Genomic DNA, 23,571 nt, shown 5'->3' on the forward strand with positions numbered 1-23,571 from the left:
GACTGACGAACACCGAATCCGCAGCTGCCGGATTTTTTTATCGACGCCGTGTCGGGATCGGTCCTACTGTTTCGTCCTTTGATACAGAAAGGACCGATCATGCTCTACGCCATCCTGTGCTATGCTTCCGAAGACGTCGTCAGCTCCTGGAGCAAGGCGCAGGACGACGAAGTGATGGCCAATCTCCTCAACGTCCAGGACAAATATGCCAAGGCCGGCCGGCTCGGCCCGGTGGCGCGGCTTTTGCCGACGACAGCGGCGACGACGCTGCGGAAGGTCAAGGGCGAATCCGTTGTCATCGACGGGCCGTTCGCCGAGACCAAGGAACAATTCCTTGGCTTCTACACGCTCGAATGCGCCGATCTCGACGAGGCCGTGGAATTCGCCCGCGAGCTCTCCGAGGTCAACCCGAGCGGCGGCTCGTATGAGATCAGGCCGGTGTCCGTCTTCAATCCCACCGGGGTTGCCGTATGACCGAACTTGCCTGGATAAGCTCGGCCATCAGTGCCGCCCGTCCGCAGGCGATGGGCGCGCTGCTGCGCTATTTCCGCGACCTCGATACCGCGGAGGAAGCTTTCCAGGATGCCTGCCTCAGGGCGCTCAAGAACTGGCCGCAGAATGGGCCGCCGCGCGATCCAGCGGCGTGGCTGATCTTTGTCGGCCGCAACAGCGGCATCGACGCGGTGCGCAAGCGCGCCAAGCAGGCGCCGATGCCGGAGGAAGACCAGATCTCCGATCTGGAAGATGCCGAGAGCGACATCGCCGAGCGGCTTGATGGCGCGCATTACCGCGACGACATATTGCGGCTGCTGTTCATCTGCTGTCACCCTGATTTGCCCGCGACGCAGCAGATCGCGGTCGCGCTGCGCATCGTCTCCGGCCTCACCGTCAAGCAGATCGCGCGTGCCTTCCTGGTCGGCGAGAGCGCCATGGAACAGCGCATCACCCGCGCCAAGGCGCGCATTGCCGATGCCGGCGTACCGTTCGAGACGCCAGGCGCGGTCGAGCGCTCCGAACGGCTCGCTGCGGTCGCGGCGATGGTCTACCTGATCTTCAACGAGGGATACTCGACCAACAGCGGCGAAGCGCCGGCCCGCGCGCCGCTGTGCGAGGAGGCGATCCGGCTGGCCCGGCTGCTGCTGAGGCTATTCCAGACCGAGCCGGAGATCATGGGGCTGACGGCATTGCTTCTCCTGCAGCACGCGCGCGCACCGGCCCGTTTCGACGGCGACGGCGAGATCGTGCTGCTCGAGGACCAGGATCGGCGCCTGTGGAGCCGCAAGATGATCGAGGAAGGGCTGGCGCTGGTCGACAAGGCCCTGCGCCACCGCAAGCCCGGTCCTTATCAGGTGCAAGCGGCGATCGCCGCACTCCATGCGCGGGCGGCGAAAGCCGAGGACACGGACTGGGTGGAGATCGACCTGCTCTACGGCCTGCTCGAACAGATGCAGCCGTCGCCGGTCATCACACTCAACCGTGCGGTCGCGGTCGCCAAGGTGCGTGGACCGGAAGCGGCGCTGGCGATGATCGAGCCGCTCGAGCCGAGGCTTTCCGGCTATTTCCATTTCTTCGGCCTCAAGGGCGGGCTTCTGATGCAGCTCGACCGGGGCGAGGAGGCACGCATTGCCTTCGACCGCGCCATCGCGCTGGCCAACACGGCGGCGGAAGCAGCCCATATCCGCATGCATATCGACCGCCTGATCAAGGACGGCGCCGTGCGCGCGCCGACGAAAAAGGCAAACTGAGCACACTCTGCCCGTTCATCCCAAGGATCGTCTGGCTCAATCGTGGGGCTTGGGCTTGGACCATGCCGGGGTGGCGATTTTCCCCTGAAACAGGTAATGGCACGCCATGACAGCCCCTTCCAGCCGCGACGGCGCCGGGAAGGCATGGCGCAAGGCGTTGACCCCAGCCATATGAGCGGCGGGATCTGAAAGGAACAAAAATGACGATAGCGAAGGAAACGGCCGAGCTTCTGGCGAAACTGGGCGTGGCCAAGGAGGCGCTTGACGGCGGCGACCTGATCGTGCGCAGCCCGGTGACGGGTGAGCAGATCGCGGCGCTGAAGACGATCTCGCCGGCCGATGCGGCAAAGACCATCGACGGAGCGCACAAGGCATTCCAGTCCTGGCGGCTGGTGCCAGGTCCCAAGCGCGGCGAACTGGTGCGGCTGCTGGGCGAGGAACTGCGGGCGCACAAGGCTGAGCTTGGCCGGCTGGTGTCGATCGAGGTCGGCAAGATCCCCTCCGAAGGGCTCGGCGAAGTGCAGGAAATGATCGACATCTGCGATTTCGCCGTCGGTCTGTCCCGTCAATTGTACGGGCTGACCATCGCCACCGAGCGTCCCGGCCACCGTATGATGGAAACCTGGCATCCGCTGGGCGTCGTCGGTGTCATCTCGGCTTTCAACTTCCCGGTCGCGGTGTGGTCGTGGAACGCGGCACTTGCCCTGGTCTGCGGCGATGCCGTGGTATGGAAACCTTCCGAGAAGACGCCGCTGACGGCGCTTGCCTGCGAAGCGATCTTCAAGCGTGCCGTCAAGCGTTTCGGCCCCGACGCACCGCAAGGCCTGGCGCCGGTGCTGATCGGCGACCGCGCGGTCGGCGAGATCCTGGTCGATCATCCCAAGGTGCCGCTGGTTTCGGCCACCGGCTCGACCCGCATGGGCCGGGATGTCGGTCCTCGCCTGGCCAAGCGTTTTGCACGCGCAGTGCTGGAACTGGGCGGCAACAATGCCGGCATCGTCTGCCCGACGGCCGATCTCGACATGGCGCTGCGCGCCATCGCCTTCGGCGCCATGGGCACGGCCGGCCAGCGCTGCACGACGCTGCGCCGCCTGTTCGTCCATGACAGCGTCTACGATGCCTTGGTGCCGCGCCTGAAGAAGGCCTATCAGAGCGTTTCGGTCGGCAATCCGCTGGAGACCTCCTCGCTGGTTGGGCCGTTGATCGACAAGGCCGCGTTCGATGCCATGCAGAAGGCCCTGAGCGAAGCGACCGCCCATGGCGGCAAGGTGACCGGCGGGACGCGTGTCGAGAACGGCCATTCCGATGCCTATTATGTCCATCCGGCGCTGGTCGAAATGCCGAAACAGGTTGCACCGGTGACGGAAGAGACCTTCGCGCCGATCCTCTATGTGATGAAGTATTCCGACTTCGATGCCGTGCTCGACGAGCACAATGCTGTCGGCGCCGGCCTGTCGTCGTCGATCTTCACCCGTGACCTGCAGGAATCCGAGCGTTTCCTCGGTGTGGACGGCTCGGATTGCGGCATCGCCAACGTCAACATCGGCACCTCCGGGGCCGAAATCGGCGGCGCGTTCGGTGGTGAAAAGGAAACCGGGGGCGGCCGCGAGAGCGGCTCCGATGCGTGGAAGGCCTATATGCGCCGCGCCACCAACACGGTGAACTATTCCAAGGCGCTGCCGCTCGCCCAAGGCGTCTCGTTCGACATCGATTGAGAACGCCAGGGGTTGCCCCGTCAGTGTCGATCAGCTGCGCGAGCATCAATCGACACAGGTGGAGGGTGTACACGCGGCTGTAACGCTGGACAGCTTCCGACACTTGTCCAGCGTCGGCTTTTTCGTAACTGGGCGCTGGCAGAGCCTGCCGACGCTGCCGAGGTCGTCGGCGTCGCGCAGCCACGCAAACGCGGAACCGGTCAATCCACCTGTTCTGGCACAATTCCGGACGGAAACGTATCACGGCTGAAATGGCTCTCGTGTGCCGCTGCTCAGCCGTCGCCTTGCGATGGCGGGAAGCAGGCCTTGAAGGCCGTGTCGACGACGGCCAGCTTGGCCGCCTGGACGGTCATGTATTCCTCGTAAAATCGGTGCGACACCCACATCACCGAATGGCCGCGCTGACCAAGCCAGCCAATGCTGCCGAGCTCCTCTGCCGTGCGCAGTTTGCGGCCGAGATGGGTCCGCGACAGCTTGAGCCATTTGGCGAAGTCACCGATCGAAACCACGCTGGTCGGAATCCGCTCCAGGCCGGCGTGGGCGGGGTCGATGCCCGACATCAGCCAGTCCATGACGATGCCGCCATTGTTGAGCCAGATGAACAGGGAAAAGGTCTGGTTGGGTTCGCGCACCGGCTTGGACGCAAGCAGTCCGTCAGCCACCAGGGGCTGCAGCGTGGCAAGCATCTCGGGACGCTCCAAATATCTGGCCAGCCGGTCGCCGCCGTCGATATGGTCAAGCGTGCGCAGATGGGCTGTTACCCAGCCGGTGAATCGCTCGATGGTCGCCGCTGTCGGCTGCAGGGGATGCGTGCGACCGTCCCCGCCCGCCACATACTCGGCGATGTTGTAGTGCAGCATCTCCTTGATGAAGGCGTCCGCGGTATTGCGGCTGGCCACCGCATTCTTGTGCACGACCTCGATGAAACGCGATACGGTCAGTTCCTTGCGGCGGTCATTCGGGTCGCGCCTGAAGTGCATGGCAAGGCCGACATGACCCAACAGCCAACGCTGCTGGGTGGCAAAGATGGAAGCCAGCCGCGGGCTTTCCTCGTAGATACGGATCAGGGACTGCGACTGTTCCTGAACGTAGCGGTGCAAGGCCGGATGGCCGGCTATGTCTTCCAGATTCAGCGCTGATCTCCCGATGCTTTGAATCACCTCGGATGGCGAGGTTGCGTTCCCCATTTTCCAGTCTTCACCACGCGTGTCCAGACGTACCAATTGCGAAGGACAGGGCCAGCCGAGCCACAGATCCACGGCACGGTTACATGCGCATTCCGCCAACCGCTTGCCATGGCTTGGAAAACGCCTCCCAACTATGGTCAGCCGAACGGTGGAATCCAGCCAAGCGAGCGGCGTGGTGCGACGGTTGTCCGCAGGGGCATTTCCTTTTGCTGGTCCATGGAGGCATCTTTCACCCCCATCACCCCCGGCGAAGTCGAATTAACTGTTGGACAGGTTCGATCCCACCTTCCGACCGGAGTTCAGGCCGGCCCGGCGGGGGGCATGTCGCCTTCACTCGGCGGCCTGGACCCGATTGGCCGCGATGATCGCCCGGATCTCGGACCGGCAGGAGCCGCAATTGGTGCCCGCCTTCAGCGTGGCGCCGATGGCGTCGACGCTGGTGCAGCCAGCCGCCACGGCAGCCGTGATCTGGTTGACCCCAACGTTGAAACAGGAGCAGACGGTCGCGCCGGCATCTGGCCGCTCGGCACCGGCGCGGCCGGCGACGATCCTGAAACGCTGCCGCTGGCTGGCGTGGACCTCATCGAGTTGCTCGGCCGCCCAGCCGCGCGACACCGCGACCGGACCGGGCGCGATGAACAAGGCACCCGCCAGATGCTCGCCGTCGAAGGCGGCGATGCGGTGCTGGCCGGCCTCGCGGTCGTGATAGGCAAGCATTTCGCCATCCGCAGCATCGAAGAGCGAACCGGCGAAGGCCGTCCAGTCGACATCGTCGTGGGCAAAGGCGAGCTCGACCCGCCAGCCGCCCCGGCATCTGGCTACCGCCCAATAGTCGGCCATCGCCACGGGCCCTTTGCGTGTCACGGCAAAGCCGAATGCCCGAGCGGTGAATTTCTCGATGCGGGCCGCGACATGCTTCAGCGCCGGCTGGCCCGACACCGGATCGGTAAGCGATGTGGTGAGCGTGTCGAGCCGACCCCTGGCGGCGAATTGATCGGTCCAGTGCATCGGCGCGAACAGGCTGCCCTGACGCTGGCGCGTGGTCACCAGCGCGCGGACCAGCACTTCGCCGCGCGGAGTCGAGACGCGTGCGATGTCAGCATCGCCAACGCCGTGGCGTTGCGCATCCACCGGGTGGATTTCGACGAAGGGCTCGGCGATGTGCTGGGACAGGCGCGGGCTTTTGCCGGTGCGGGTCATGGTATGCCAGTGGTCGCGGATGCGGCCAGTGTTGAGGATGAGCGGGAAGTCGGGGGTGGTGCGGGTTTCGACGGTCGGGCGGATGGCGATGAAGCGCGCCTTGCGGTCGGGCGTGTAGAAGTTGCCGTTGGCGAAGAAGCGAGTGGGCTGGTGCCCGGTCGAGTTGACCGCGTCGGGCGGAGGTTCAGCTTGAGTACTTCCGCCTGGCTGAAGTGCTGGCCACTGAAACGGCGCAAGCGCTTCATACCCATCGGCGTCAACATCAGCATAGGCCCCGATGTCAAAATCCCGCGCGCCGTCATTCTCGAATCCTGACAACGCGGCGTGCTCAGCAAAAATCTCCGCTGGCGTTTCATGCGCAAACGCGTCGTCAAAGCCCATGCGCCGCGCCACCTCGGCAATGATCCACCAGTCGGGCCGCGCCTCGCCGGGGGCCGGCAAGAACGCGCGCTGGCGCGAGATGCAGCGCTCGGAATTGGTGACGGTGCCGTCCTTCTCGCCCCAGGCCGTCGCCGGCAGCCGGACATGGGCATGGCGGACCGTGTCGGTCTCGGCCAGCACGTCCGACACCACGACGAAGGGGCAGGCCTTGATCGCCGCTTCGACGGCGCCTGCATCCGGCATCGAATCGACCGGGTTGGTGGCCATGATCCACAGTGCTTTCACGCGCCCGTCGGCAACCGCCTTGAACATCTCGACCGCCTTGAGGCCGGGCTTGCCTGCAATCTCCGGTGTCTTCCAGAAGCGACGCACGCGTTCGCGATGCTCGAGATTTTCGATCTCCATATGGGCGGCGAGCATGTTGGCCATGCCGCCGACCTCGCGGCCGCCCATGGCATTGGGCTGGCCGGTGACCGAGAACGGTCCGGCGCCGGGCTTTCCGATACGGCCAGTGGCAAGATGGCAGTTGATGATGGCGTTGACCTTGTCGGTGCCCTGGGACGACTGGTTGACGCCCTGGCTGTAGACGGTGACGGTCTTTTCGGTCCTGGCAAACAGGCTGTAGAAACGTCCGATCTCGTCTTCGCTGAGCCCCGTGGCGGCAGCGACGCCGGCAAGGTCGAGCGCCGAGGCGGCGAACAGTGCCTGTCCAAAGCCGGACGTATGCGCCGTGATATAGGCACGGTCGAGCGCATTGTGCTGACCGAGCCATGCCAGCAGGCCGGTGAACAGGGCGACGTCGCCATCCGGCGCGATCGCCAGGTGCATGTCGGCGATATCAGATGTCATGGTGCGGCGCGGGTCGACCAGCACCACCTTCATCTCGGGCCGTTTTTCGCGGGCAGCCGCGATGCGCTGATAAAGCACCGGATGGCACCAGGCGAGGTTGGATCCGACCAGCACGACCAGATCAGCCAGTTCCAGATCCTCGTAGCTTCCCGGCACCGTGTCGGAGCCGAAGGCGCGGCGGTGGCCGGCGACGGACGAAGCCATGCAGAGCCGCGAATTGGTGTCGATGTTGGCCGAGCCGACAAAGCCCTTCATCAGCTTGTTGGCGAGGTAGTAATCCTCGGTCAGCAACTGGCCGGAGACGTAGAAGGCGACCGCGTCGGGACCATGGTCGGTAACGACTTGCGAGAAGGTCGAGGCGACGAGGTCGAGCGCCTCGTCCCAAGAGGAGCCCCGGCCGTGGATTTGCGGACGGAGCAACCGGCCGTCGAGGCCGATGGTCTCGGCGAGCGCGGAGCCCTTCGAGCAGAGCCGGCCGAAATTCGCCGGATGATCGGGGTCGCCACGGACGGACACCTGCCCGTCCGTGGCGACCTTTGCCAGCACGCCGCAGCCCACCCCGCAATAGGGGCAGGTGGTCCTCACCTCGCACGCGTCAACGATCTCCATGTCAGGCGGCGCGGCTGGCCAGCGCTTCCAGCGCGATGAACAGGCGCTCGCCTTCCCGCTTCACGGGAATGGTGCGCACGGCGCCTTCGTCGGCGCCAAGCGCCTTGCCCGTCTCCAGCGAGATGACCCAATTGTGCAGAGGGCACGTCACGGCCGCGCCATGGATGATGCCCTGGCTCAGCGGTCCGCCCTTGTGAGGGCAGTGGTCCTCGATGGCGAAGACCGCGTCGTCCGCTGTGCGGAAGACGGCGATCTTGCCTTGTGGTGTGGCGACGCAACGCGCGCCACGGCGCGGGATGTCGGAGAGGGTGCCGATGGCGGTCCAGGTCATGGGGGTCACTCCGCCGCCTGCGCAAACCCGACCGAAGCCATCGGCCGGAACTCGTGCTTGTCCTTGCCGGAGACGCGCTCGGACCACGGATCGACCTGGGCAAACTTCTGCGAAAAGACGAAGCGCTCGTAATAGGCTCGACGCTTCTCGCCATCGTCCATGATCTGGCGCTTGACCTCGGCTATGCCGATGCGCTTGGCCCATTTGTAGATGCGCTCGAGGTATCGGCCTTGCTCGCGATACATCTGCGTCAGCGCCACGATGTGCTCCAGCGCCTCGTCCTCGGTCCTGACCAGGCCGAGCACTTCCGTGCCCTTGATATCGAGACCGGCGGCACCGGCGAAGTGGATCTCGTAGCCGCTGTCGACGCAGATCACGCCGACATCCTTGCACGTCGCCTCGGCGCAGTTGCGCGGACAACCCGACACCGCCATCTTGACCTTGGCGGGGGTCCACGAGCCCCACATGAATTTCTCGATGCGAATGCCGAGACCGGTCGAATCCTGCGTGCCGAAGCGGCACCAGTCCGAGCCGACGCAGGTCTTCACCGTGCGCAGCCCCTTGGCGTAAGCATGGCCGGAAACGAAGCCGGCCTGGCCGAGATCGGCCCACACCGCCGGCAAATCCTCCTTGCGGATGCCGAGCATGTCGATGCGCTGGCCGCCAGTGACCTTGACCATCGGGATCTCGAACTTGTCGACGACGTCGGCGATGGCGCGCAGTTCGGCGGCGTTGGTCACGCCGCCCCACATGCGCGGCACCACCGAATAGGTGCCGTCCTTCTGGATGTTGGCGTGGACGCGCTCGTTGATGAAGCGCGACTGGTAGTCGTCGGCGTAGTCGTCAGGCCAGTCGCAGACGAGGTAGTAGTTGAGCGCCGGCCGGCATTTGGCGCAGCCGCAGGAGGTCTTCCATTCCAGTTCCTGCATGACCGCCGGAATGGTCTTCAGCGCCTTGGCCTTGATCAGCCGACGCACCTCGTCATGGCCGAACGTGGTGCAGGAGCACATGGGCTGTACGGCGGCCGGGTTGTAGGTGTCGCCGAGGGTCAACACCATCAGCTTTTCGACCAGCCCGGTGCAGGAGCCGCAGGAGGCCGACGCCTTGGTGTGGGCGCGCACGTCGTCGAGCGAAGTCAGGCCCTTGCCCGTGATCGCGCCCGTGATCTTGCCCTTGCAAACGCCGTTGCAGCCGCAGATTTCCGCATCATCCGGCAAGGCTGCAACGGCCGCCATAGGGTCCAGCGGGGCACCCCCCTGGTAGGACTGGCCGAAGATCAACGTATCGCGCATTTGCGATATGTCGGTCTGTTTCTTCTTCAGGTCGTTGAACCAGGCGCCGTCCGATGTCTCGCCATAAAGCACCGTGCCGATGATGCGGTCGTCCTTGAGCACCAGGCGTTTGTAGACGCCGGCGGAAGCATCGCGCAGCACGATCTCCTGGCGGTCGTCGCCGTCGGCGAAGTCGCCGAGCGAAAAGAGGTCGATGCCGGTGACCTTGAGCTTGGTCGGCGTGTCCATGTGGACGAAGGCAGCTGTCTCGTCGCCGGCAAGCTGATGAGCGGCAACACGCGCCATCTCGTAGAGCGGCGCCACCAGCCCATAAACCATGCCGCCCACCTCGGCGCATTCGCCGAGCGCGAAGATGTCGGGGTCGTTGCTGCGCATGCCGGCATCGACGACGATGCCTCTGTTGACGGCGACGCCTGCATCCTTGGCCAGCGCGGCGTTTGGCCTGATGCCGACCGCCATCACCACCAGCGTCGCCGGGATGATGGTGCCGTCGGCGAGTTCCACCTGCTCGACCTTGCCATTGCCCGTAATCGCCTGGGTGTTGGCCTTGGTGATGACCTTGATGCCGCGCTCCTCCACCGCGCGCTGCAGGAGATAGCCGGCGGCCGGATCGAGTTGGCGCTCCATCAGCGTCGGCATGACATGCAGCACGGTGACGTCCATGCCTTGCGCGTTGAGGCCGGCCGCCGCCTCCAATCCGAGCAGGCCGCCGCCGATGACCACGGCCTTGGCCCGCGACTGGGCGGCGAGCATCATTGCCTGGACGTCGTCCAGGTCGCGATAGGTCAGTACGCCCGGCAGATTGTGGCCCGGCACCGGGATGATGAACGGCACCGAGCCGGTGGCGATGACGAGCTTGTCGTAGGGCTCGGTGACGCCATGATCGGAGGTGATCGTCTTCGCCGTCCGGTCGATGGCCACGATCTTGTGGCCTTTGTAGAGGGTGATGCCGTGCTTGATGTACCATCCGTCGCCATGGATGATGATTTCCTCATAGGCCTTCTCGCCGGAGAGAACCGGCGACAGCATGATGCGGTCGTAGTTCACGCGCGGCTCGGCGTTGAAGATGGTGACGGCGTAGCGGCCCGGCGCCTGCTCCAGCAGATGCTCCAGCATGCGCCCGGGGGCCATGCCGTTGCCGATGATGACGAGTTTTTCGGTCATGGCGTTACTCCGCGGCTTCGACGAAGCGGTGGCGTTCGTAGAGGAATTTCAGCACCGCCTCGCGGCAGCGCAGGAAGGTGCGGTCGGAAGCAAGTTCGATGCGCCGGCGTGGCCGCGCCAGCGGCACGGGAAGCACTTCGCCGATGGTCGCGGCCGGACCGTTGGTCATCATGACGATGCGGTCGGACAGCAGCACCGCCTCGTCGACGTCATGGGTGATCATGATCGTCGTCGAGCCGAGCCTGGAATGGATATCCATCACGGCGTCCTGCAGATGGGCGCGCGTCAGCGCGTCGAGAGCTCCGAACGGCTCGTCGAGCAGCAGGATCTTGGGCTCCATGGCCAACGCCCGTGCGATGCCGACGCGCTGCTTCATGCCGCCGGAGATTTCGGCCGGGCGCTTGTCGCTTGCATGCGCCATCTGCACGAGGTCGAGATTGCGCATGATCCAGTCATGCCGCTCGGCCTTGCTCTTCGAACGGCCGAAGACTTTCGACACCGCCAGGTTGATGTTTTCGTAGACGGTCAGCCACGGCAACAGCGAATGGTTCTGGAACACCACGGCACGTTCGGGGCCGGGGCTGTCGACTTCCTTGTCTTCCAAAAGCACGGCGCCGGCGGAAACCTTGGTCAAGCCGGCGATCAGGTTGAGCAAGGTCGACTTGCCGCAACCCGAATGGCCTATGATGGAGACGAATTCGCCCTTGTGGATGGTCAGCCTGATGTCCCTCAGCACCTCGCTGACCTGGCCGCCACGCGCGAAGGATTTGTCGATGTGGTCGAGTTTGAGATAGGCGGTCATGGCGCTGTCCTCACTTTGCCGTCGTGCCGCGGGTGACAAAGGCGCCGACCGCCGCGACCAGGCGGTCGAGGCAGAAGCCGGTGACGCCGATATAGGCGAGCGCGACGATGATGTCGGGCAGCCGTGACGAGTTCCACGCGTCCCAGATGAAGAAGCCGATGCCGACGCCGCCGGTCAGCATTTCGGCTGCGACGATGGCAAGCCAGGATAGGCCGATGCCGATCCTCAAGCCGGTGAAGATGTAAGGCGCCGCGGCCGGCACCATGATCTTGACGAAGAATTCGAGCTGGTTCAGCCGCAGGATGCGGGCGACGTTGCGGTAGTCCTGCGGGATGTTGCGCACGCCGACGGCGGTGTTGATGATGACCGGCCAGATCGAGGTGATGAAGATCACGAACAGCGCCGATGGATTGGAGTCGCGGAAGGCGGCGAGCGACAGTGGCAGCCAGGCGAGCGGCGGCACGGTGCGCAGGATCTGGAACACCGGATCGAGGCCGCGCATCGCCCAGACCGACTGACCGACCAGCGCGCCGAGCGCGACGCCGACCACCGCCGCCATGCCGAAGCCGATGGCGACGCGCTGCAGCGAGATCAGCACCCGCCAGGCAAGACCGATGTCCTGGGGGCCGTTGTCGAAGAACGGATGCGCGATCAGGTCATAGGCTTCGTTCCATACCTGGCTCGGCGGCGGCAGGCTTGCCGTCGGCGACGAGCAGGCGACCTGCCAGACGACGAGCAGAAGGGCGATGACGATGGCGGGCGGGACGAGGGCGCTGGCGACCTTGCCTGCGATCGATACCAGATCAATGCGCCGCCGCGTCTTGGCGGTGAAGGCGACCACCTCGGCCGGCTTGGCCGGGAATGCTTTTACCTTGGTGTCCTCGATGACTTGGATGGACATGTCCTGGGAAAACTCCGTGGCGTCTGGTCGAACTGAACGAGAGACGGCGAAATGCCGTTTGGCCTGACTAGGCCGATGCCTTGATCGTCAGGCTGTCGAGATAAGCCGAGGGGTAGGCCGGATCGAAAGTCTTGCCGTCGAAGAAAGTCTCGACGCCGCGCGAAGACGAGGCCGGGATGTCGCTTGCCGCGACACCGAGTTCCTTGGCTGCCTCGCGCCAGATATCCTCGCGGTTGACCTGGTCGACCAGCGCCTTGATGTCTGTGGTCGGCGCGAACTTGCCCCAGCGGATGTTCTCGGCGAGGAACCAGCTGTCGTGGCTCTTGAATGGATAGGAGACGCCGCCCTTCCAGAATTTCATGTAGAGGTCGGTGGCGGTGGCGACCCGGCCGTTGCCGTAGTTGATGTCGCCCTTGAGGCGGCCGACGATGTCGGCGACAGGCACGTTCATCCATTGCCGCTTGCCGATGATGGCGGCCATCTCGTCCTTGTTCTCCTTGGCGTCGCACCATTGCTGTGCCGCCATCACCGCCATGACGATCGCCTTGGTGGCGTTCGGGTATTTCTCGATGAAGGCGGCGCGCAGGCCGAGCGCCTTTTCCGGATGACCCTTCCAGATCTCGCCGGTCGTGGCGGCGGTGAAGCCGACGCCCTGGTGGACGAGCTGTTCGTTCCACGGTTCGCCGACGCAGAACACGTCCATGTTGCCGACCTTCATGTTGGCCACCATCTGCGGCGGCGGCACGACGATGGTCGAGACGTCCTTGTCGGGGTTGATGCCGCCGGCGGCCAGCCAGTAGCGCAGCCACAGATCATGTGTGCCGCCCGGGAAGGTCATGGCGGCCTTGACCTCCTTGCCTGCCGCCTTCTTGGCGGCGAAGGCGTCCTTCAGCTTGGAGGCATCGAGGCCGACGCCGGTGGCGGCATACTCCTGGGCTACTGAAATGCCCTGGCAATCGTAGTTGAGGCGAGCGACGACTGCCATCGGCAGCGGCTGGTTGTTCTGCGTCACCTTGCCGGTGTGCATGAGATAAGGCATCGGCGTCAGGATGTGGGCGCCGTCGATGCCGTTGGCTTCGCCGCCGAGCATCAGATTGTCTCGCGTCGCCCCCCAGGAGGCCTGCTTGAGCACCTCGACATCAGGCATGCCGAATTTCGCGAACAGGCCCTTCTCCTTGGCGATGATCAGAGGCGCGGCATCGGTCAGCGCGATGAAGCCGAGCTTGGCGCCGGTCACTTCGGGACCTTTGCCTTCGGCATGGGCGCCCGCAGGAAACAATGACCTTGCGGCAATAAACAGTCCCGCCGTCAGCGCGCTGCTGGCCAGAAAATCACGGCGGGTGAAATCCTTGAGGGATGTGCCAGTTCCGATCCGTTTCGTCATCGTCGTCTCCGGTTGAGCGCCTTGGAAGCGCCGTCGATTGCGTGTTCGGCCAAAAACAAAAAAGCCGCCGTCCAGGCCTTCGCGCATCCCTGGGGATTGCGCAGTGGCCTGAGCGGCAGCTTTGCCTGTGGCGCCCGCCATTGGACGCCTGTTCCGTTGCCCGAGAAGGGCTCGCTCATTTCAATGCAGGAACCGTGCCAGTTTCCTTCTGGAAGAAAACATCAAATGAATTCAGTGGGATCGGAGCATCACGCGGCAACTCGATCCACCGCGATTGGGGTCAAACATTGATCACCTTGCCTACAGGGGCGCATAATTTTTGTGCAATGCACAAGGATGGCGCAGAAATGATCAGGCTTCTCCGAGGGTCGTTTTTTGGCTGTCGACATAGGCGTCGATCTCGTCCGGATCGAAGATCTGGCCGTTGAAGAAGCCGTCCGGGCCGAGCACCAGGCTGGCGCCCGCCGAGCCCACCGGCGTCGCCACCTTCAGCGCACCCTCGACCTTGGCATTGGCGCCCGGCAGCGCGACGCCGAGCGGCTTCAGCGCCGACCGGTAAAGGTCGGGCCGGTAGCAGTCGCGGGCGATGGCGAGATTCTCCGGCGTGTGCGCGACATGACCCCAGCGCACCATCTGGGTGTAGAACCACAGCGCATGGCTCTTCCAGGGGAAATTGGCGGCCTTGTCGAAAGGCACGAAGAAGTCCTCGACGGCCCGCTGTGCGCCGCCGCCGAGCTGCAGATGCCCGGTCAGGATCGGCATCTGAACGGCCGCCTCCTGGCCAAGGAAGCCGGGCTGCGCCATCAGCGCCGCCAGTTCGGCGCGATTTGCAGGGTCCTGGCACCAGCGCGCCGAGTGATGCAATGCGCGCAGCAGTGCAGCCAGGGCCTCGGGATTTTGCTCGGCCCAGGCCTTGCGCGCGCCGATGACCTTTTCCGGGCTGTTGCGCCAGAGCAGCGCCTTCACGGTGACGATATGGCCGGTGCCGGCCGCCACCGCGGCGCTGTTCCAGGGTTCGCCGACGCAATAGCCGTCGATGCGCCCAGTGGCCAGCGCGTCGGCCATGAAGGGCGGCGGCACAATCACGATCTCGATCTGCCGCTCTGGATCGATGCCGCAGGCGGCAAGCCAGTAGCGCAGTTCGTAATTGTGCCCGGAATGCGGGTGCACGACGGCAAAGCGCAGCGCCTCGCGGCCGGCGGCCGCCCGCTCGCGGATGAACGCACCGAGGGCCGCGCCGGCGCGAGCCGGATCGAGATCGGGTACGGCGCCGTGCGCCGCCATGCCGGCCCAGACGGCGTTGGAGATGGTGACGCAGTTGCCACCGAGCCCCAGCGAAAAGGGCACGATGGTCTCGGAGGCGAGGGGGGTGAGGCCAAGATTGCAGGCAAGCGGCATCGGTCCCAGCATGTGCGCAAGGTCGAAATGGCCGATGGCGATGCGGTCGCGGATGTTGGCCCAGGAGGTCTCGCGGTGCAGCGCCAGATCGATGCCTTCGCGCGCGGCAAAGCCCAGTTCGCCGGCTGCCACCAGGACGGCGCTATCGAAAAGCGGCATGAAGCCGGCGGTGATCTGATGCTCGGCGCCCATGTCTATTCGTCCCCCGGTCCGAGAAGCCCGGCGGCAGTCACCAGGCTCTGGGCGATATCGCTGATCTTGCGGTTCTGGTTCATCGCCGTCTTGCGCAGCAGCATATAGGCGGCCTCTTCGCTCAGGCCGCGCGATTTCATCAGGATGCCCTTGGCGCGGTCGATCACCTTGCGGCTCTCGAGCTCGCTGCGCGCCTCGTCCAGTTCGCGCGCCATGCGCGAGAAAGCGTTGAAGCGGCTCACCGCCATGTCGAGGATCGGCTTGACGCGCTCCTGCCTCAACCCGTCGACGACATAGGCCGAAACGCCGGCATCGACCGCGGCCTCGATCGAGGCCTGGTCGGAGCGGTCGACGAACATGGCGATCGGCCGCTTTACCGCACGTGACAGCTGGAACATGTTTTCCAGCATGTCGCGGTTGGGGTTTTCCAGATCGATGACGATGACGTCGGGCTCGATCTCGGCGATGCGGCGCGCAATGCCACTGACGTCATGGATGACGGTGACCCGCTGATGGCCCGCCTCGCGCAAGCCAGCCTCGATTATCGAGGCACGGATGCGGTTTTCGTCGATCACCAGGACGGCGAGTGAAGTTCGGATCATGCCCGCATTGTGGGCATGCTCGGAAATTTGTGCAATGCGGCAATGGCGGCGTCGGCGGGAGGCGACGGCTGTCAACGGCTATCCTTGGCGGCAACCCGCCAAGGGTTGGATCAGGAGACGGTTGGATCAGGAGACGGAGCGACCTCAGCCGCAGACGCGAACGTCCTCGAACACTCTGTGGTGGTGGCGCCAATGCACAATCGTTTCCGTGTGGCAGCGGTGATGGTGGTGGCGCCAGCGGTAGCCGCCATTGTCGTAGTCATCGTACTGAGCGTTCTGGTCGCCGTCATACTCGTTGTCATAGTGGCGCATATGATGACGGCGAACGACGATTCCGGAATCGTCATCCGAGGAATATTGGCCGCCGTCGTCGGACTGGATAGTCAGGCTGGCGGCTTGGGTTGGCGCCATCGCCGCCGCTGTCGCGGCGAATGCCAGCACCGAGGCCAAAATCAACTTTTTCATTCCATCCTCCTGTATATTCAACACATAAACTCGCTGAAGAACCGGGTGTTCCGCCCGAATCCACACGCTTTGCGACGCCGGCGACATCAAGGTGTTATCGGCCACATGCTACAGGCGAACGAAGGCGGTCAGCGGCAGATGGTCGGAGGCCACGCGCGACAGCGGCGTGTCATGCGCTTCGACGGTCGCGATCATGCCGTGCCGGTTGGCCATGATCCGGTCGAGTGCCAGCAGCGGCAGGTTGGACGGGAAGGTGGGGACTGCTGGCGGCTGCGGGCCGAAGGTCGCGTGCAGCGTGTTCAGCGCGGAGCGGTTTCCGAGCCGCCATTCGTTCAGGTCGCCGAGCAGGAGCGTCGGCTTCTCGTCGGGGCTGTTCATGATATCCAACACGACCTGGGCCTGCTGTGAGCGGGAGCGGCGCAGCAACCCGAGATGGGCCGCGATGATGCGCAAGGACTGGTTCCCGTCGAGATCGATCTCGGCCACCACGGCACCGCGGGGTTCGAGACCTGGAAGCCTGATCTGATGCACGTCGCGAACGACGCCCCTTTTGAACAGCAGGACATTGCCATGCCAGCCATGGCCTTTGCCCGTTGCGGAAATGGGCACCGGCACGAGGCCGGTTTCCAGTTCGAGACGGTGCAGGTCGAGGAGCCCGTCGCGGTCGCCGAAGCGATTGTCGGCCTCCTGCAGGGCGATGACGTCGGGGGCGATCTCGCGGATGACGCGGCTGGTGCGGTCGGGATCGAACTTGCGGTCGACGCCGATGCATTTGTGGACGTTGTAGGAGGCGACCAGCGTCCCGGTGACGCCGTCCTTCTTCGGCGAAAAGGCGTTGGCCTTGCGCATCCGCCTGTCGCGAATGGACAGGAGCATGCTGGCCGGCAGGCTGCGCCCATTCATTCGCATAGCGCGCCCATCATCCCTGCTGTTCTCACCATGCACCTAGAAATATAGTCTTTTGGCCGATGTTCCATGGTTGGCGTTACGCTATCGGGCAAACACGTCATTTTGTTAAAGACAGGGTTTCTCAGAGATAGGGCGATCCCAGCCAGAGGATGCGGTCAAACAGGCGGATGACGAAGGGCCGGGCGCGCAAGGAGGCCAACGTCACTGGAACGGCCGTTTCGATCGCCGATCCGATCCGGGTCTCGATCTCGGTGGCAAAACCTGCGTCGAGGACCTCCAGATCGATCTCGAAGTTGAGCCGCAGCGAACGTGCATCGAGGTTGGAGGACCCGACATAAGCCCATACGCCGTCGATCGAAAGCAGCTTGGAATGATCGAAGGGGCCTTCCGTGCGCCATATGCGGCAATAATTCTTCAGGATCTGGTCGAATTGGGCGGTCATGGCGCGGTCGACGAGGAAGAGGTTGTTCACCGCCGGCACCACGACATCGATCTCGACGCCGCGCCTGGCCGCGGTAACCAGGGCGCTGATCAGTTCCCGGTCCGGCAGGAAATAGGGCGACATCAGGCGTATCGACTTGCGCGCGACCGAGAAGGCGCCGATCATCAGTTTGTGGTTGGTTTCGTTGCTGGCGTCCGGCCCGGATGCAACCGCACGCACCAGCATCGGCTGGCCAGCGGGCGGTGAAACCGGTGTGATCCGCCAGGCATCGCCCTTCAGCGCCTCCTTGGTGGCGAAGCGCCAGTCTTCCGCGGCGACCGAGAAGAGATCGGCGACAACGGGTCCGGTGACCTGGAAATGCGTGTCCTTGGCGCTGTTCGATCCGGCGAACTCCGCCGAAAAACCCTTGCGGATGTTCATGCCGCCAGTAAAGGCAACCGTGCCGTCGACCACCAGGATCTTGCGGTGGGTCCGCAGATTGGCATAAGGCAAGCGCAGGCCCATGACGATGTTGCCGTTGAAGACATCCGCCGTGATGTTGGCGCGACGCAGATGCCCCAGGATGCTGGGGACGGAGTAGCGGGCGCCGACGGCATCGATCAGCACACGCACGGTGACGCCGCGCTGGACAGCGCCGGCCAGCGCTTCGACGAAAAGCAGGCCGACCGCGTCATTGTCGAAAATATAGGTCTCGAGCAGGACGCTGCGCTCGGCCCCGTCGATCGCCGCGCACATGGCGGGGTAGGCCTCGTCGCCGCTTTCCAGCACGTCGATTGCATTTCCCGGGTTGAGCGCGCGCCGCGCCACCCTGTCGCCCAGCGTTCTGAGGCCGGTGAACCGCTGTCCATAGCGCTCGATGATCAGCGCCTCTTCGGCGGCGACGTCGCGCTCATGCTTGGCCGACACCAGGCCCTCGGCAAGCGGGCGCTGCGCGCTGATCGTGGCGCGGCGGATGCGGTTGATGCCGGCCACGGCATAGATCAGCACGCCGAGAATCGGCGACAGCACCATGATGCCGACCCAGCCGGTGGCGGCGCGGACGTCCTCCTTGGTCATGACGGCATGGGCAATGCCGATGGTCGCCATCACCACCGAGATGATCGCCAGTATTTGGGGCCAGTGAATCGCCAGGGTCTCGAACATTGCCAGGACTATCCAGCGAGCGCCCGCGGAAGGCAATGCAGCCGGCGATTTCCACACTCACCCATTGGGCTCCGCCGGTGAGAGAACGGCCGGCGCACGGTTATTTGAGCAAGCCAACCAGGACATTGAAAGCGGCGTCGATATCGGCGCGCACCGCGGCCTTGACGGCGTCGCCGTCGCGATCACACAGGGCCGCGAACATCTCCTGATGATGTTGGTTGGCGGTCGAATAGTTTCCCGAATCGTGCAGCATGTTGAAATAGGGGCTGATCTGCAGCCACAGGTTCTCGATGGGAAGGACGGACGATGAGCACAAAGGCACCTGAAACGGCGGCGGAATTTCTGGCCGGCCTCAATGGACAGCGCGTGCTGGTGACAGCAGGCGCCGGCGGCATTGGTTTCGCCATCGCCGACACGCTGTCGCGGCTCGGGGCGCGCATCGTCGTCTGCGACGTTTCCGACGAGGCGCTGGCTGCCGCTCCCGGCAAGATCGATCTGGTGGCCGCGGTCAAGGCCGACGTCTCACACGAAGACGACGTCGACCGGCTGTTCGAGACGGTCGCCGAAAAGCTCGGCGGGCTCGATGCCCTGATCAACAATGCCGGCATTGCCGGCCCGACCGGCGGCGTCGACGAGATCGAGCCGAACGACTGGCGGCGCTGTCTCGATGTCTGCCTGACCGGCCAGTTCCTGTGCGCGCGGCGCGCCGTGCCGATGATCAAGGCGGCGGGAGGCGGCTCGATCGTCTCGATGTCGTCGGCCGCCGGCCGCCACGGCTATGCTTTCCGCACGCCTTACTCGGCCGCCAAGTTCGGCGTGATCGGCTTCACACAGAGCCTTGCCAAGGAGCTCGGGCCGCACGGCATCAGGGTCAATGCCATCCTGCCCGGCATCATCGAGGGTCCCCGCATCGAGGGCGTCATCTCGGCGCGCGCCAGGCAGATCGGCATCAGCCACGAAGAAATGACCGGGCGCTATCTGCAGAACATCTCGCTGCGCCGCATGACCAGCCCTTATGATGTCGCCTCGATGGTCGCCTTCCTGCTTTCGGATGCGGGGATAAACATTTCCGGCCAGTCGCTCGGCGTCGACGGCAATGTCGAAACACTTTGAGGGCAAGATCCATGGCACAGGTTGCGATCGTCGGCAGCGGATTCATCGGGCGGGCCTGGGCGATCAGTTTCGCGCGCGCCGGTCATGACGTCCGCATGTGGGACCAGTCCCGCGCCGCGACCGGCGGCGCGCGCGACTACATAGAAGGTGTGCTCGGCGATCTCGCTGCCAACGACCTGCTGCGGGGACAGTCCGCCGCCACCGTGCTCGATCGCATCACTGTTGCCGCCGAACTCGGCGAGGCGCTGGCCGGCGCGGTCCATGTCCAGGAGAACACGCCGGAAAATCTCGAGGTCAAGCGTGAGGTGTTTTCGCTGATCGACTCTGCTGCCGATCCGCGAGCGGTGATCGCCAGTTCCAGCTCGGCGCTGTTGCCGTCGAAATTCACCGACCATTTGCAAGGGCGGCATCGCTGCCTTGTCATGCATCCGATCAATCCGCCCTACCTCATTCCCGCCGCCGAGGTCGTGCCAGCGCCGTGGACATCGGCCGAGACGCTCGAAAGAACACGCGCCTTCCTCATCGAGGCCGGCCATGCGCCGCTGGTGATGAAGCGCGAACTCGACGGGTTCATCATGAACCGCCTGCAGGGCGCGTTGCTGGAGGAAGCGTTCCGGCTCGTCGCCGACGGCTATGCCAGCGTCGAGGACGTCGATATCGGCATCCGCGACGGGCTGGCGCTGCGCTGGTCCTTCATGGGACCGTTCGAGACCATCGACCTCAACGCGCCCGGCGGCGTGCGCGACTATGTCGAGCGTTACCAGGGCATCTATTCCAACATCTTCCCGCAGATGTTGCGCCGGGTCGACTGGGCGGGCGAGGTGATGGAGACGGTCGAGGCCGAGCGCGGTAAACGCCTGCCGAGGGAAAAACTAGGCGAGCGGCAAGTGTGGCGCGATCGCCGGCTGATGGCGCTGGCGGCGCACAAGAAGAAATCGGATCAGGAGTTCGGACAATGAAAGAAACCAGCCGCAAGCCCGGCGCCACGGTGGCCAGGGGCAAGGTCATCATCACCTGCGCGGTGACCGGAGCGATCCACACGCCGACCATGTCGCCTTATCTGCCTATCACGCCGGACCAGATCGCGTCGGAAGCGATCGCGGCGGCCGAGGCGGGAGCGGCAATCCTGCACCTGCATGCCCGCGATCCCGAGACCGGCAGGCCCGACCAGACGCCGGAGGCTTTTGCCCGCTTCCTGCCGCGCGTCAAGCAAGGCACCAATGCCGCCATCAACATCACCACCGGCGGCAGTCCCTACATGAAGGTCGAGGAGCGGGTGAAGCCGGCCGCTCAGTTCAAACCGGAAGTGGCCTCGCTCAACATGGGTTCGATCAATTTCGGGCTCTACCATCTCGCCGACAAATACGAGACCTTCAAATTCGACTGGGAAAAGCCGCATTTGGAAGCGACGCGCGATCTCGTCTTCCGCAATTCGTTCAAGGACATCGAATACATTCTGGCGACTTGCTACGACAACGGCACGCGCTTCGAGTTCGAGTGCTACGACATCGCGCATCTCTACAACCTTTCCCATTTCGCCGATCGCGGGCTGGTGAAGCCGCCCTTCTTCGTGCAGTCGGTGTTCGGCCTGCTTGGGGGCATCGGCACGCATCCGGAGGATGTCGCCCATATGAAGCGCACCGCCGACCGCTTGTTTGGCGACCAGTTTCGCTGGTCGGTGCTCGGCGCCGGCGCCAGCCAGTTGCGCATCGCCGCGCAGTCGGCGGCGCTTGGCGGCAACATCCGCGTCGGGCTGGAGGACAGCCTGTGGGCCGGCAAGGGCAAACTCGCCAAATCGAATGCCGAGCAGGTCGTGCTGGCGCGCAAGATCATCGAAGGGCTTGGCATGGAAGTGGCGACACCGGACGAGGCGCGCGAAATCCTGTCATTGAAGGGCGGCGACCAGGTCGCCTTCTGACGCGGCCCGCTGCCGCGCTTTCCCGGGACGGCGTCCTGCGCGGCAGCCTATTCGCCATCACCGGCCTTGGGCGTCGTCGACCGTCACGAGGCGACGCGCGGCAGCAAGCGCGTCGTTGATCGCGAGAGTCTCCGCCGCGAAGCATTGCTCTCCCGTTACAGCGGGCGGTCATTCGAGCGTTCAGCAGTTGGTCGATCAAGCGTCGACAGAGTTCCCTTTGGAAAGCCCACCCTGACCCATGGGAAAGCATAGATCCGGGGTGATCCGGCATCGTCATGTGCTGCCTTGGTTCGCTGGGGCTTCCTGTTCTTTGGTACCACATCTATTGTATATCAGAGGGAATGAAATTACCGATGTAACACTTCGATTGAAGGCGAGGGGGGCGCCGAATGATGACTTTCAACTTCCGAGGGCCACCCGCGGGCGACGGCGATATGTCGGCCGAATGCCAGGACCAGTTGCTGCCTCTCATCAATGAGATCGTCCAGGCGGCGGTGGCTGCCGGCTGGAATCGGGACGACGTTCTTCTGGCTTTCGTGGAACTCGCTTGGGATCTGTACGAGAAACGGCGCGGTGATCTGTAGCAGCGGCCGCCGATAACCGGATCCACACCGCAGGCGTCGATCTCGCGGACAGGTTATGATCCGCGCAGGCTGCGCCAACGGCCTCAATCAGTCGTTGACGAGAATACAGAATCGCATGACCGGTCGTGCCAGGACCGATCGGCGAAACTCCGGATGACGAGGCCTCGCGCCAGGCGAAAATGAACGCTCGTCAACTCCTATTCGCTGGCCATTTTTTTCTTTTCTCGAATAAAGATTTTTCTTTGCGCGTGGGAGTTCTTCCCAAGCCAAGGTGTGTGCGTTACGCTGCGTTCGGGTCGGGAAAAGGGTATTCGAAGTAGCGTCGATACGGCTGAGGCAGCGCGAATGAACAATGCGGACGAGGCTCGGGAAAGCGGCGTTTCCCGAGGCATCGATCGGGAGCGGACAGCTCGATACGTCCTGGACATCATTCCTGAAAGTGCCGGTCCGCGAAGGGCCACCGCGCAAGGAAGCGTGATCTATTCCGTTCCCGGGCCAGGCTCGCAGGCATTCCCGGCCAAGGAACACTCCGTAGGCATCGTGCTTGCGCCCATACGCAAGTTGAGGGCCTCGCTCGGCAGCGACAAGCTCCAGCAATACGATGCGCCGGTCGGGTGTCTCGTCATCAATCCCGCCGGCGTGGACAGCAATCTTGCCTGGTCCGCGACCAGGGAAAATGCCCTGGTCTCCATCTCTCCCGAAGCGCTGTCGGCTTTGGCTGCTCATGAGTTCGACATCGGCGATCCTCGCCGGGTTTTCGGATCAAAGTCATTTGGCCTCCACCATGAAGAAATACAGGGGAAGGACACCAACTGGTTATGCTTCCGCCAGAAACTGAGGCGCTTCTGCGCCTGCAACCGGAAACGATTACGGCCAGGAGTCCAAGAGAAAACCGGACGGCTTCGCCGGGAGAGCCGCGCCGCGCGGTATGGCAAAGCCGCCCCATCAGGTGCCCGGGGCTCGGAGACCGGGATTTCCTGCAAGGAAATCGGTGTTCTGCAAAATACGTCCATCGCGAATGCGCCCATGGTCGAGGCGAGAAATTGATCGATGCGCCCGGATGCTTCGAGGATTGCCACCGGCATGGATGTCGAGGGGAGTGGGATATCTCTTGCCGGCTCGCCCTCACCACCGTCCGTCCGGCTTGTTCGAACAATTCCACCGGCCCGGACAATTCCCCCGGTAATGGCGGTCCAGACTGGTCCATCACGATTTATTTTTCCGGGAACCGCGTGGACGCCGCCA

21 protein-coding genes are annotated in these 23,571 nt (G+C 64.2%); 8 read left to right on the forward strand and 13 right to left on the reverse strand.

The features are described from left to right. Positions 1-99: 99 nt before the first annotated feature. The 3 genes from EN845_RS09490 (at position 100) to EN845_RS09500 (ending at position 3,460) form a co-directional block, all read left to right on the forward strand. Complete coding sequence (locus EN845_RS09490) at positions 100-474, forward strand: YciI family protein (protein WP_127275602.1); 375 nt, start codon at positions 100-102, stop codon at positions 472-474. Continuing rightward, on the forward strand, positions 471-1,745 hold the full coding sequence (locus EN845_RS09495; RefSeq protein WP_127869852.1) for an RNA polymerase sigma factor: 1,275 nt from the start codon (positions 471-473) through the stop codon (positions 1,743-1,745). The genes EN845_RS09490 and EN845_RS09495 overlap by 4 nt, the downstream gene beginning before the upstream one ends. A gap of 200 nt (positions 1,746-1,945) precedes the next feature. Beyond that, positions 1,946-3,460 carry an aldehyde dehydrogenase family protein gene (locus EN845_RS09500; protein WP_127869851.1) on the forward strand — a complete coding sequence of 505 codons (1,515 nt, stop codon included), beginning with the start codon at positions 1,946-1,948 and terminating at the stop codon, positions 3,458-3,460. A 272-nt stretch (positions 3,461-3,732) separates the two neighbouring features. Here EN845_RS09500 and EN845_RS09505 read toward each other — a convergent pair whose 3' ends face one another. The 13 genes from EN845_RS09505 to EN845_RS09565 form a co-directional block, all read right to left on the reverse strand. Further along, positions 3,733-4,647 (reverse strand): hypothetical protein, encoded by a 915-nt coding sequence (locus EN845_RS09505; protein ID WP_127869850.1) that lies wholly within the window; start codon positions 4,645-4,647, stop codon positions 3,733-3,735. 330 nt (positions 4,648-4,977) lie between these two features. Then, the gene (locus EN845_RS09510) at positions 4,978-7,686 is read right to left on the reverse strand and encodes a nitrate reductase (RefSeq protein ID WP_127869849.1); all 2,709 of its coding nucleotides are present in this window, start codon (positions 7,684-7,686) and stop codon (positions 4,978-4,980) included. Position 7,687: 1 nt separating this feature from the next. Then, a complete protein-coding gene (nirD, locus tag EN845_RS09515; protein WP_127869848.1) occupies positions 7,688-8,017 on the reverse strand; it encodes a nitrite reductase small subunit NirD in 330 nt (109 codons plus the stop codon). A gap of 5 nt (positions 8,018-8,022) precedes the next feature. Beyond that, the gene (gene nirB, locus EN845_RS09520; protein WP_127869847.1) at positions 8,023-10,473 is read right to left on the reverse strand and encodes a nitrite reductase large subunit NirB; all 2,451 of its coding nucleotides are present in this window, start codon (positions 10,471-10,473) and stop codon (positions 8,023-8,025) included. A 4-nt stretch (positions 10,474-10,477) separates the two neighbouring features. Beyond that, positions 10,478-11,275 (reverse strand): ABC transporter ATP-binding protein, encoded by a 798-nt coding sequence (locus EN845_RS09525; protein WP_127869846.1) that lies wholly within the window; start codon positions 11,273-11,275, stop codon positions 10,478-10,480. A gap of 10 nt (positions 11,276-11,285) precedes the next feature. After that, entirely contained in the window at positions 11,286-12,176 is an 891-nt protein-coding gene (gene ntrB, locus EN845_RS09530; protein WP_127869845.1) for a nitrate ABC transporter permease, read from the reverse strand. Positions 12,177-12,243: 67 nt separating this feature from the next. Next, on the reverse strand, positions 12,244-13,560 hold the full coding sequence (locus EN845_RS09535) for a CmpA/NrtA family ABC transporter substrate-binding protein (protein WP_127869844.1): 1,317 nt from the start codon (positions 13,558-13,560) through the stop codon (positions 12,244-12,246). Between the two features lie 351 nt (positions 13,561-13,911). After that, positions 13,912-15,150, reverse strand: coding sequence for a CmpA/NrtA family ABC transporter substrate-binding protein (locus tag EN845_RS09540; protein WP_167531304.1), 1,239 nt, complete (start codon positions 15,148-15,150; stop codon positions 13,912-13,914). 2 nt (positions 15,151-15,152) lie between these two features. Continuing rightward, complete coding sequence (locus tag EN845_RS09545; protein WP_127275591.1) at positions 15,153-15,752, reverse strand: ANTAR domain-containing response regulator; 600 nt, start codon at positions 15,750-15,752, stop codon at positions 15,153-15,155. A gap of 144 nt (positions 15,753-15,896) precedes the next feature. Then, positions 15,897-16,217, reverse strand: a complete 321-nt coding sequence (locus tag EN845_RS09550; RefSeq protein ID WP_127275590.1) for a hypothetical protein — start codon at positions 16,215-16,217, stop codon at positions 15,897-15,899. Positions 16,218-16,325: 108 nt separating this feature from the next. After that, positions 16,326-17,126: an endonuclease/exonuclease/phosphatase family protein gene (locus EN845_RS09555; RefSeq protein WP_127869842.1), complete on the reverse strand. Its 801-nt coding sequence runs from the start codon at positions 17,124-17,126 to the stop codon at positions 16,326-16,328. A 121-nt stretch (positions 17,127-17,247) separates the two neighbouring features. Beyond that, positions 17,248-18,711, reverse strand: a complete 1,464-nt coding sequence (locus EN845_RS09560) for a phosphatidylserine/phosphatidylglycerophosphate/cardiolipin synthase family protein (protein WP_127869841.1) — start codon at positions 18,709-18,711, stop codon at positions 17,248-17,250. A 100-nt stretch (positions 18,712-18,811) separates the two neighbouring features. Then, the gene (locus EN845_RS09565) at positions 18,812-19,027 is read right to left on the reverse strand and encodes an FCD domain-containing protein (RefSeq protein ID WP_245511692.1); all 216 of its coding nucleotides are present in this window, start codon (positions 19,025-19,027) and stop codon (positions 18,812-18,814) included. Between EN845_RS09565 and EN845_RS09570 the strand changes: the two genes are divergently transcribed. From EN845_RS09570 to EN845_RS35425, 5 genes are all read left to right on the forward strand, one after another. Then, entirely contained in the window at positions 19,018-19,824 is an 807-nt protein-coding gene (locus tag EN845_RS09570; RefSeq protein ID WP_127275587.1) for an SDR family oxidoreductase, read from the forward strand. The genes EN845_RS09565 and EN845_RS09570 overlap by 10 nt on opposite strands. Positions 19,825-19,835: 11 nt before the next feature. Then, positions 19,836-20,783 (forward strand): 3-hydroxyacyl-CoA dehydrogenase, encoded by a 948-nt coding sequence (locus tag EN845_RS09575; RefSeq protein WP_127869840.1) that lies wholly within the window; start codon positions 19,836-19,838, stop codon positions 20,781-20,783. Continuing rightward, positions 20,780-21,742: a 3-keto-5-aminohexanoate cleavage protein gene (locus EN845_RS09580; protein WP_127869839.1), complete on the forward strand. Its 963-nt coding sequence runs from the start codon at positions 20,780-20,782 to the stop codon at positions 21,740-21,742. The genes EN845_RS09575 and EN845_RS09580 overlap by 4 nt, the downstream gene beginning before the upstream one ends. A 389-nt stretch (positions 21,743-22,131) precedes the next feature. After that, entirely contained in the window at positions 22,132-22,326 is a 195-nt protein-coding gene (locus EN845_RS09585) for a hypothetical protein (protein WP_127869838.1), read from the forward strand. A 345-nt stretch (positions 22,327-22,671) separates the two neighbouring features. Further along, on the forward strand, positions 22,672-23,373 hold the full coding sequence (locus EN845_RS35425) for a hypothetical protein (RefSeq protein ID WP_189522865.1): 702 nt from the start codon (positions 22,672-22,674) through the stop codon (positions 23,371-23,373). Positions 23,374-23,571 lie beyond the last annotated feature (198 nt).

It is taken from the genome of Mesorhizobium sp. M8A.F.Ca.ET.202.01.1.1 (assembly GCF_004791595.1).
In the GTDB taxonomy this organism is placed as follows: domain Bacteria; phylum Pseudomonadota; class Alphaproteobacteria; order Rhizobiales; family Rhizobiaceae; genus Mesorhizobium.

Bases quoted from the DNA above. Each gene is read 5' to 3' on its own strand.
- EN845_RS09580 (WP_127869839.1), top strand. From the start codon at position 20,780: ATGAAAGAAACCAGCCGCAAGCCCGGCGCCACGGTGGCCAGGGGCAAG.
- nirD (WP_127869848.1), bottom strand. From the start codon at position 8,017: ATGACCTGGACCGCCATCGGCACCCTCTCCGACATCCCGCGCCGTGGC.
- EN845_RS09535 (WP_127869844.1), bottom strand. From the start codon at position 13,560: ATGACGAAACGGATCGGAACTGGCACATCCCTCAAGGATTTCACCCGC.
- EN845_RS09505 (WP_127869850.1), bottom strand. From the start codon at position 4,647: ATGGGGAACGCAACCTCGCCATCCGAGGTGATTCAAAGCATCGGGAGA.
- EN845_RS09550 (WP_127275590.1), bottom strand. From the start codon at position 16,217: ATGAAAAAGTTGATTTTGGCCTCGGTGCTGGCATTCGCCGCGACAGCG.
- EN845_RS09585 (WP_127869838.1), top strand. From the start codon at position 22,132: ATGATGACTTTCAACTTCCGAGGGCCACCCGCGGGCGACGGCGATATG.
- EN845_RS09555 (WP_127869842.1), bottom strand. From the start codon at position 17,126: ATGCGAATGAATGGGCGCAGCCTGCCGGCCAGCATGCTCCTGTCCATT.
- EN845_RS09570 (WP_127275587.1), top strand. From the start codon at position 19,018: ATGAGCACAAAGGCACCTGAAACGGCGGCGGAATTTCTGGCCGGCCTC.
- EN845_RS09510 (WP_127869849.1), bottom strand. From the start codon at position 7,686: ATGGAGATCGTTGACGCGTGCGAGGTGAGGACCACCTGCCCCTATTGC.
- ntrB (WP_127869845.1), bottom strand. From the start codon at position 12,176: ATGTCCATCCAAGTCATCGAGGACACCAAGGTAAAAGCATTCCCGGCC.
- EN845_RS09540 (WP_167531304.1), bottom strand. From the start codon at position 15,150: ATGGGCGCCGAGCATCAGATCACCGCCGGCTTCATGCCGCTTTTCGAT.
- EN845_RS09500 (WP_127869851.1), top strand. From the start codon at position 1,946: ATGACGATAGCGAAGGAAACGGCCGAGCTTCTGGCGAAACTGGGCGTG.
- EN845_RS09575 (WP_127869840.1), top strand. From the start codon at position 19,836: ATGGCACAGGTTGCGATCGTCGGCAGCGGATTCATCGGGCGGGCCTGG.
- EN845_RS09545 (WP_127275591.1), bottom strand. From the start codon at position 15,752: ATGATCCGAACTTCACTCGCCGTCCTGGTGATCGACGAAAACCGCATC.
- EN845_RS09490 (WP_127275602.1), top strand. From the start codon at position 100: ATGCTCTACGCCATCCTGTGCTATGCTTCCGAAGACGTCGTCAGCTCC.
- EN845_RS09560 (WP_127869841.1), bottom strand. From the start codon at position 18,711: ATGTTCGAGACCCTGGCGATTCACTGGCCCCAAATACTGGCGATCATC.
- EN845_RS09525 (WP_127869846.1), bottom strand. From the start codon at position 11,275: ATGACCGCCTATCTCAAACTCGACCACATCGACAAATCCTTCGCGCGT.
- nirB (WP_127869847.1), bottom strand. From the start codon at position 10,473: ATGACCGAAAAACTCGTCATCATCGGCAACGGCATGGCCCCCGGGCGC.
- EN845_RS35425 (WP_189522865.1), top strand. From the start codon at position 22,672: ATGAACAATGCGGACGAGGCTCGGGAAAGCGGCGTTTCCCGAGGCATC.
- EN845_RS09495 (WP_127869852.1), top strand. From the start codon at position 471: ATGACCGAACTTGCCTGGATAAGCTCGGCCATCAGTGCCGCCCGTCCG.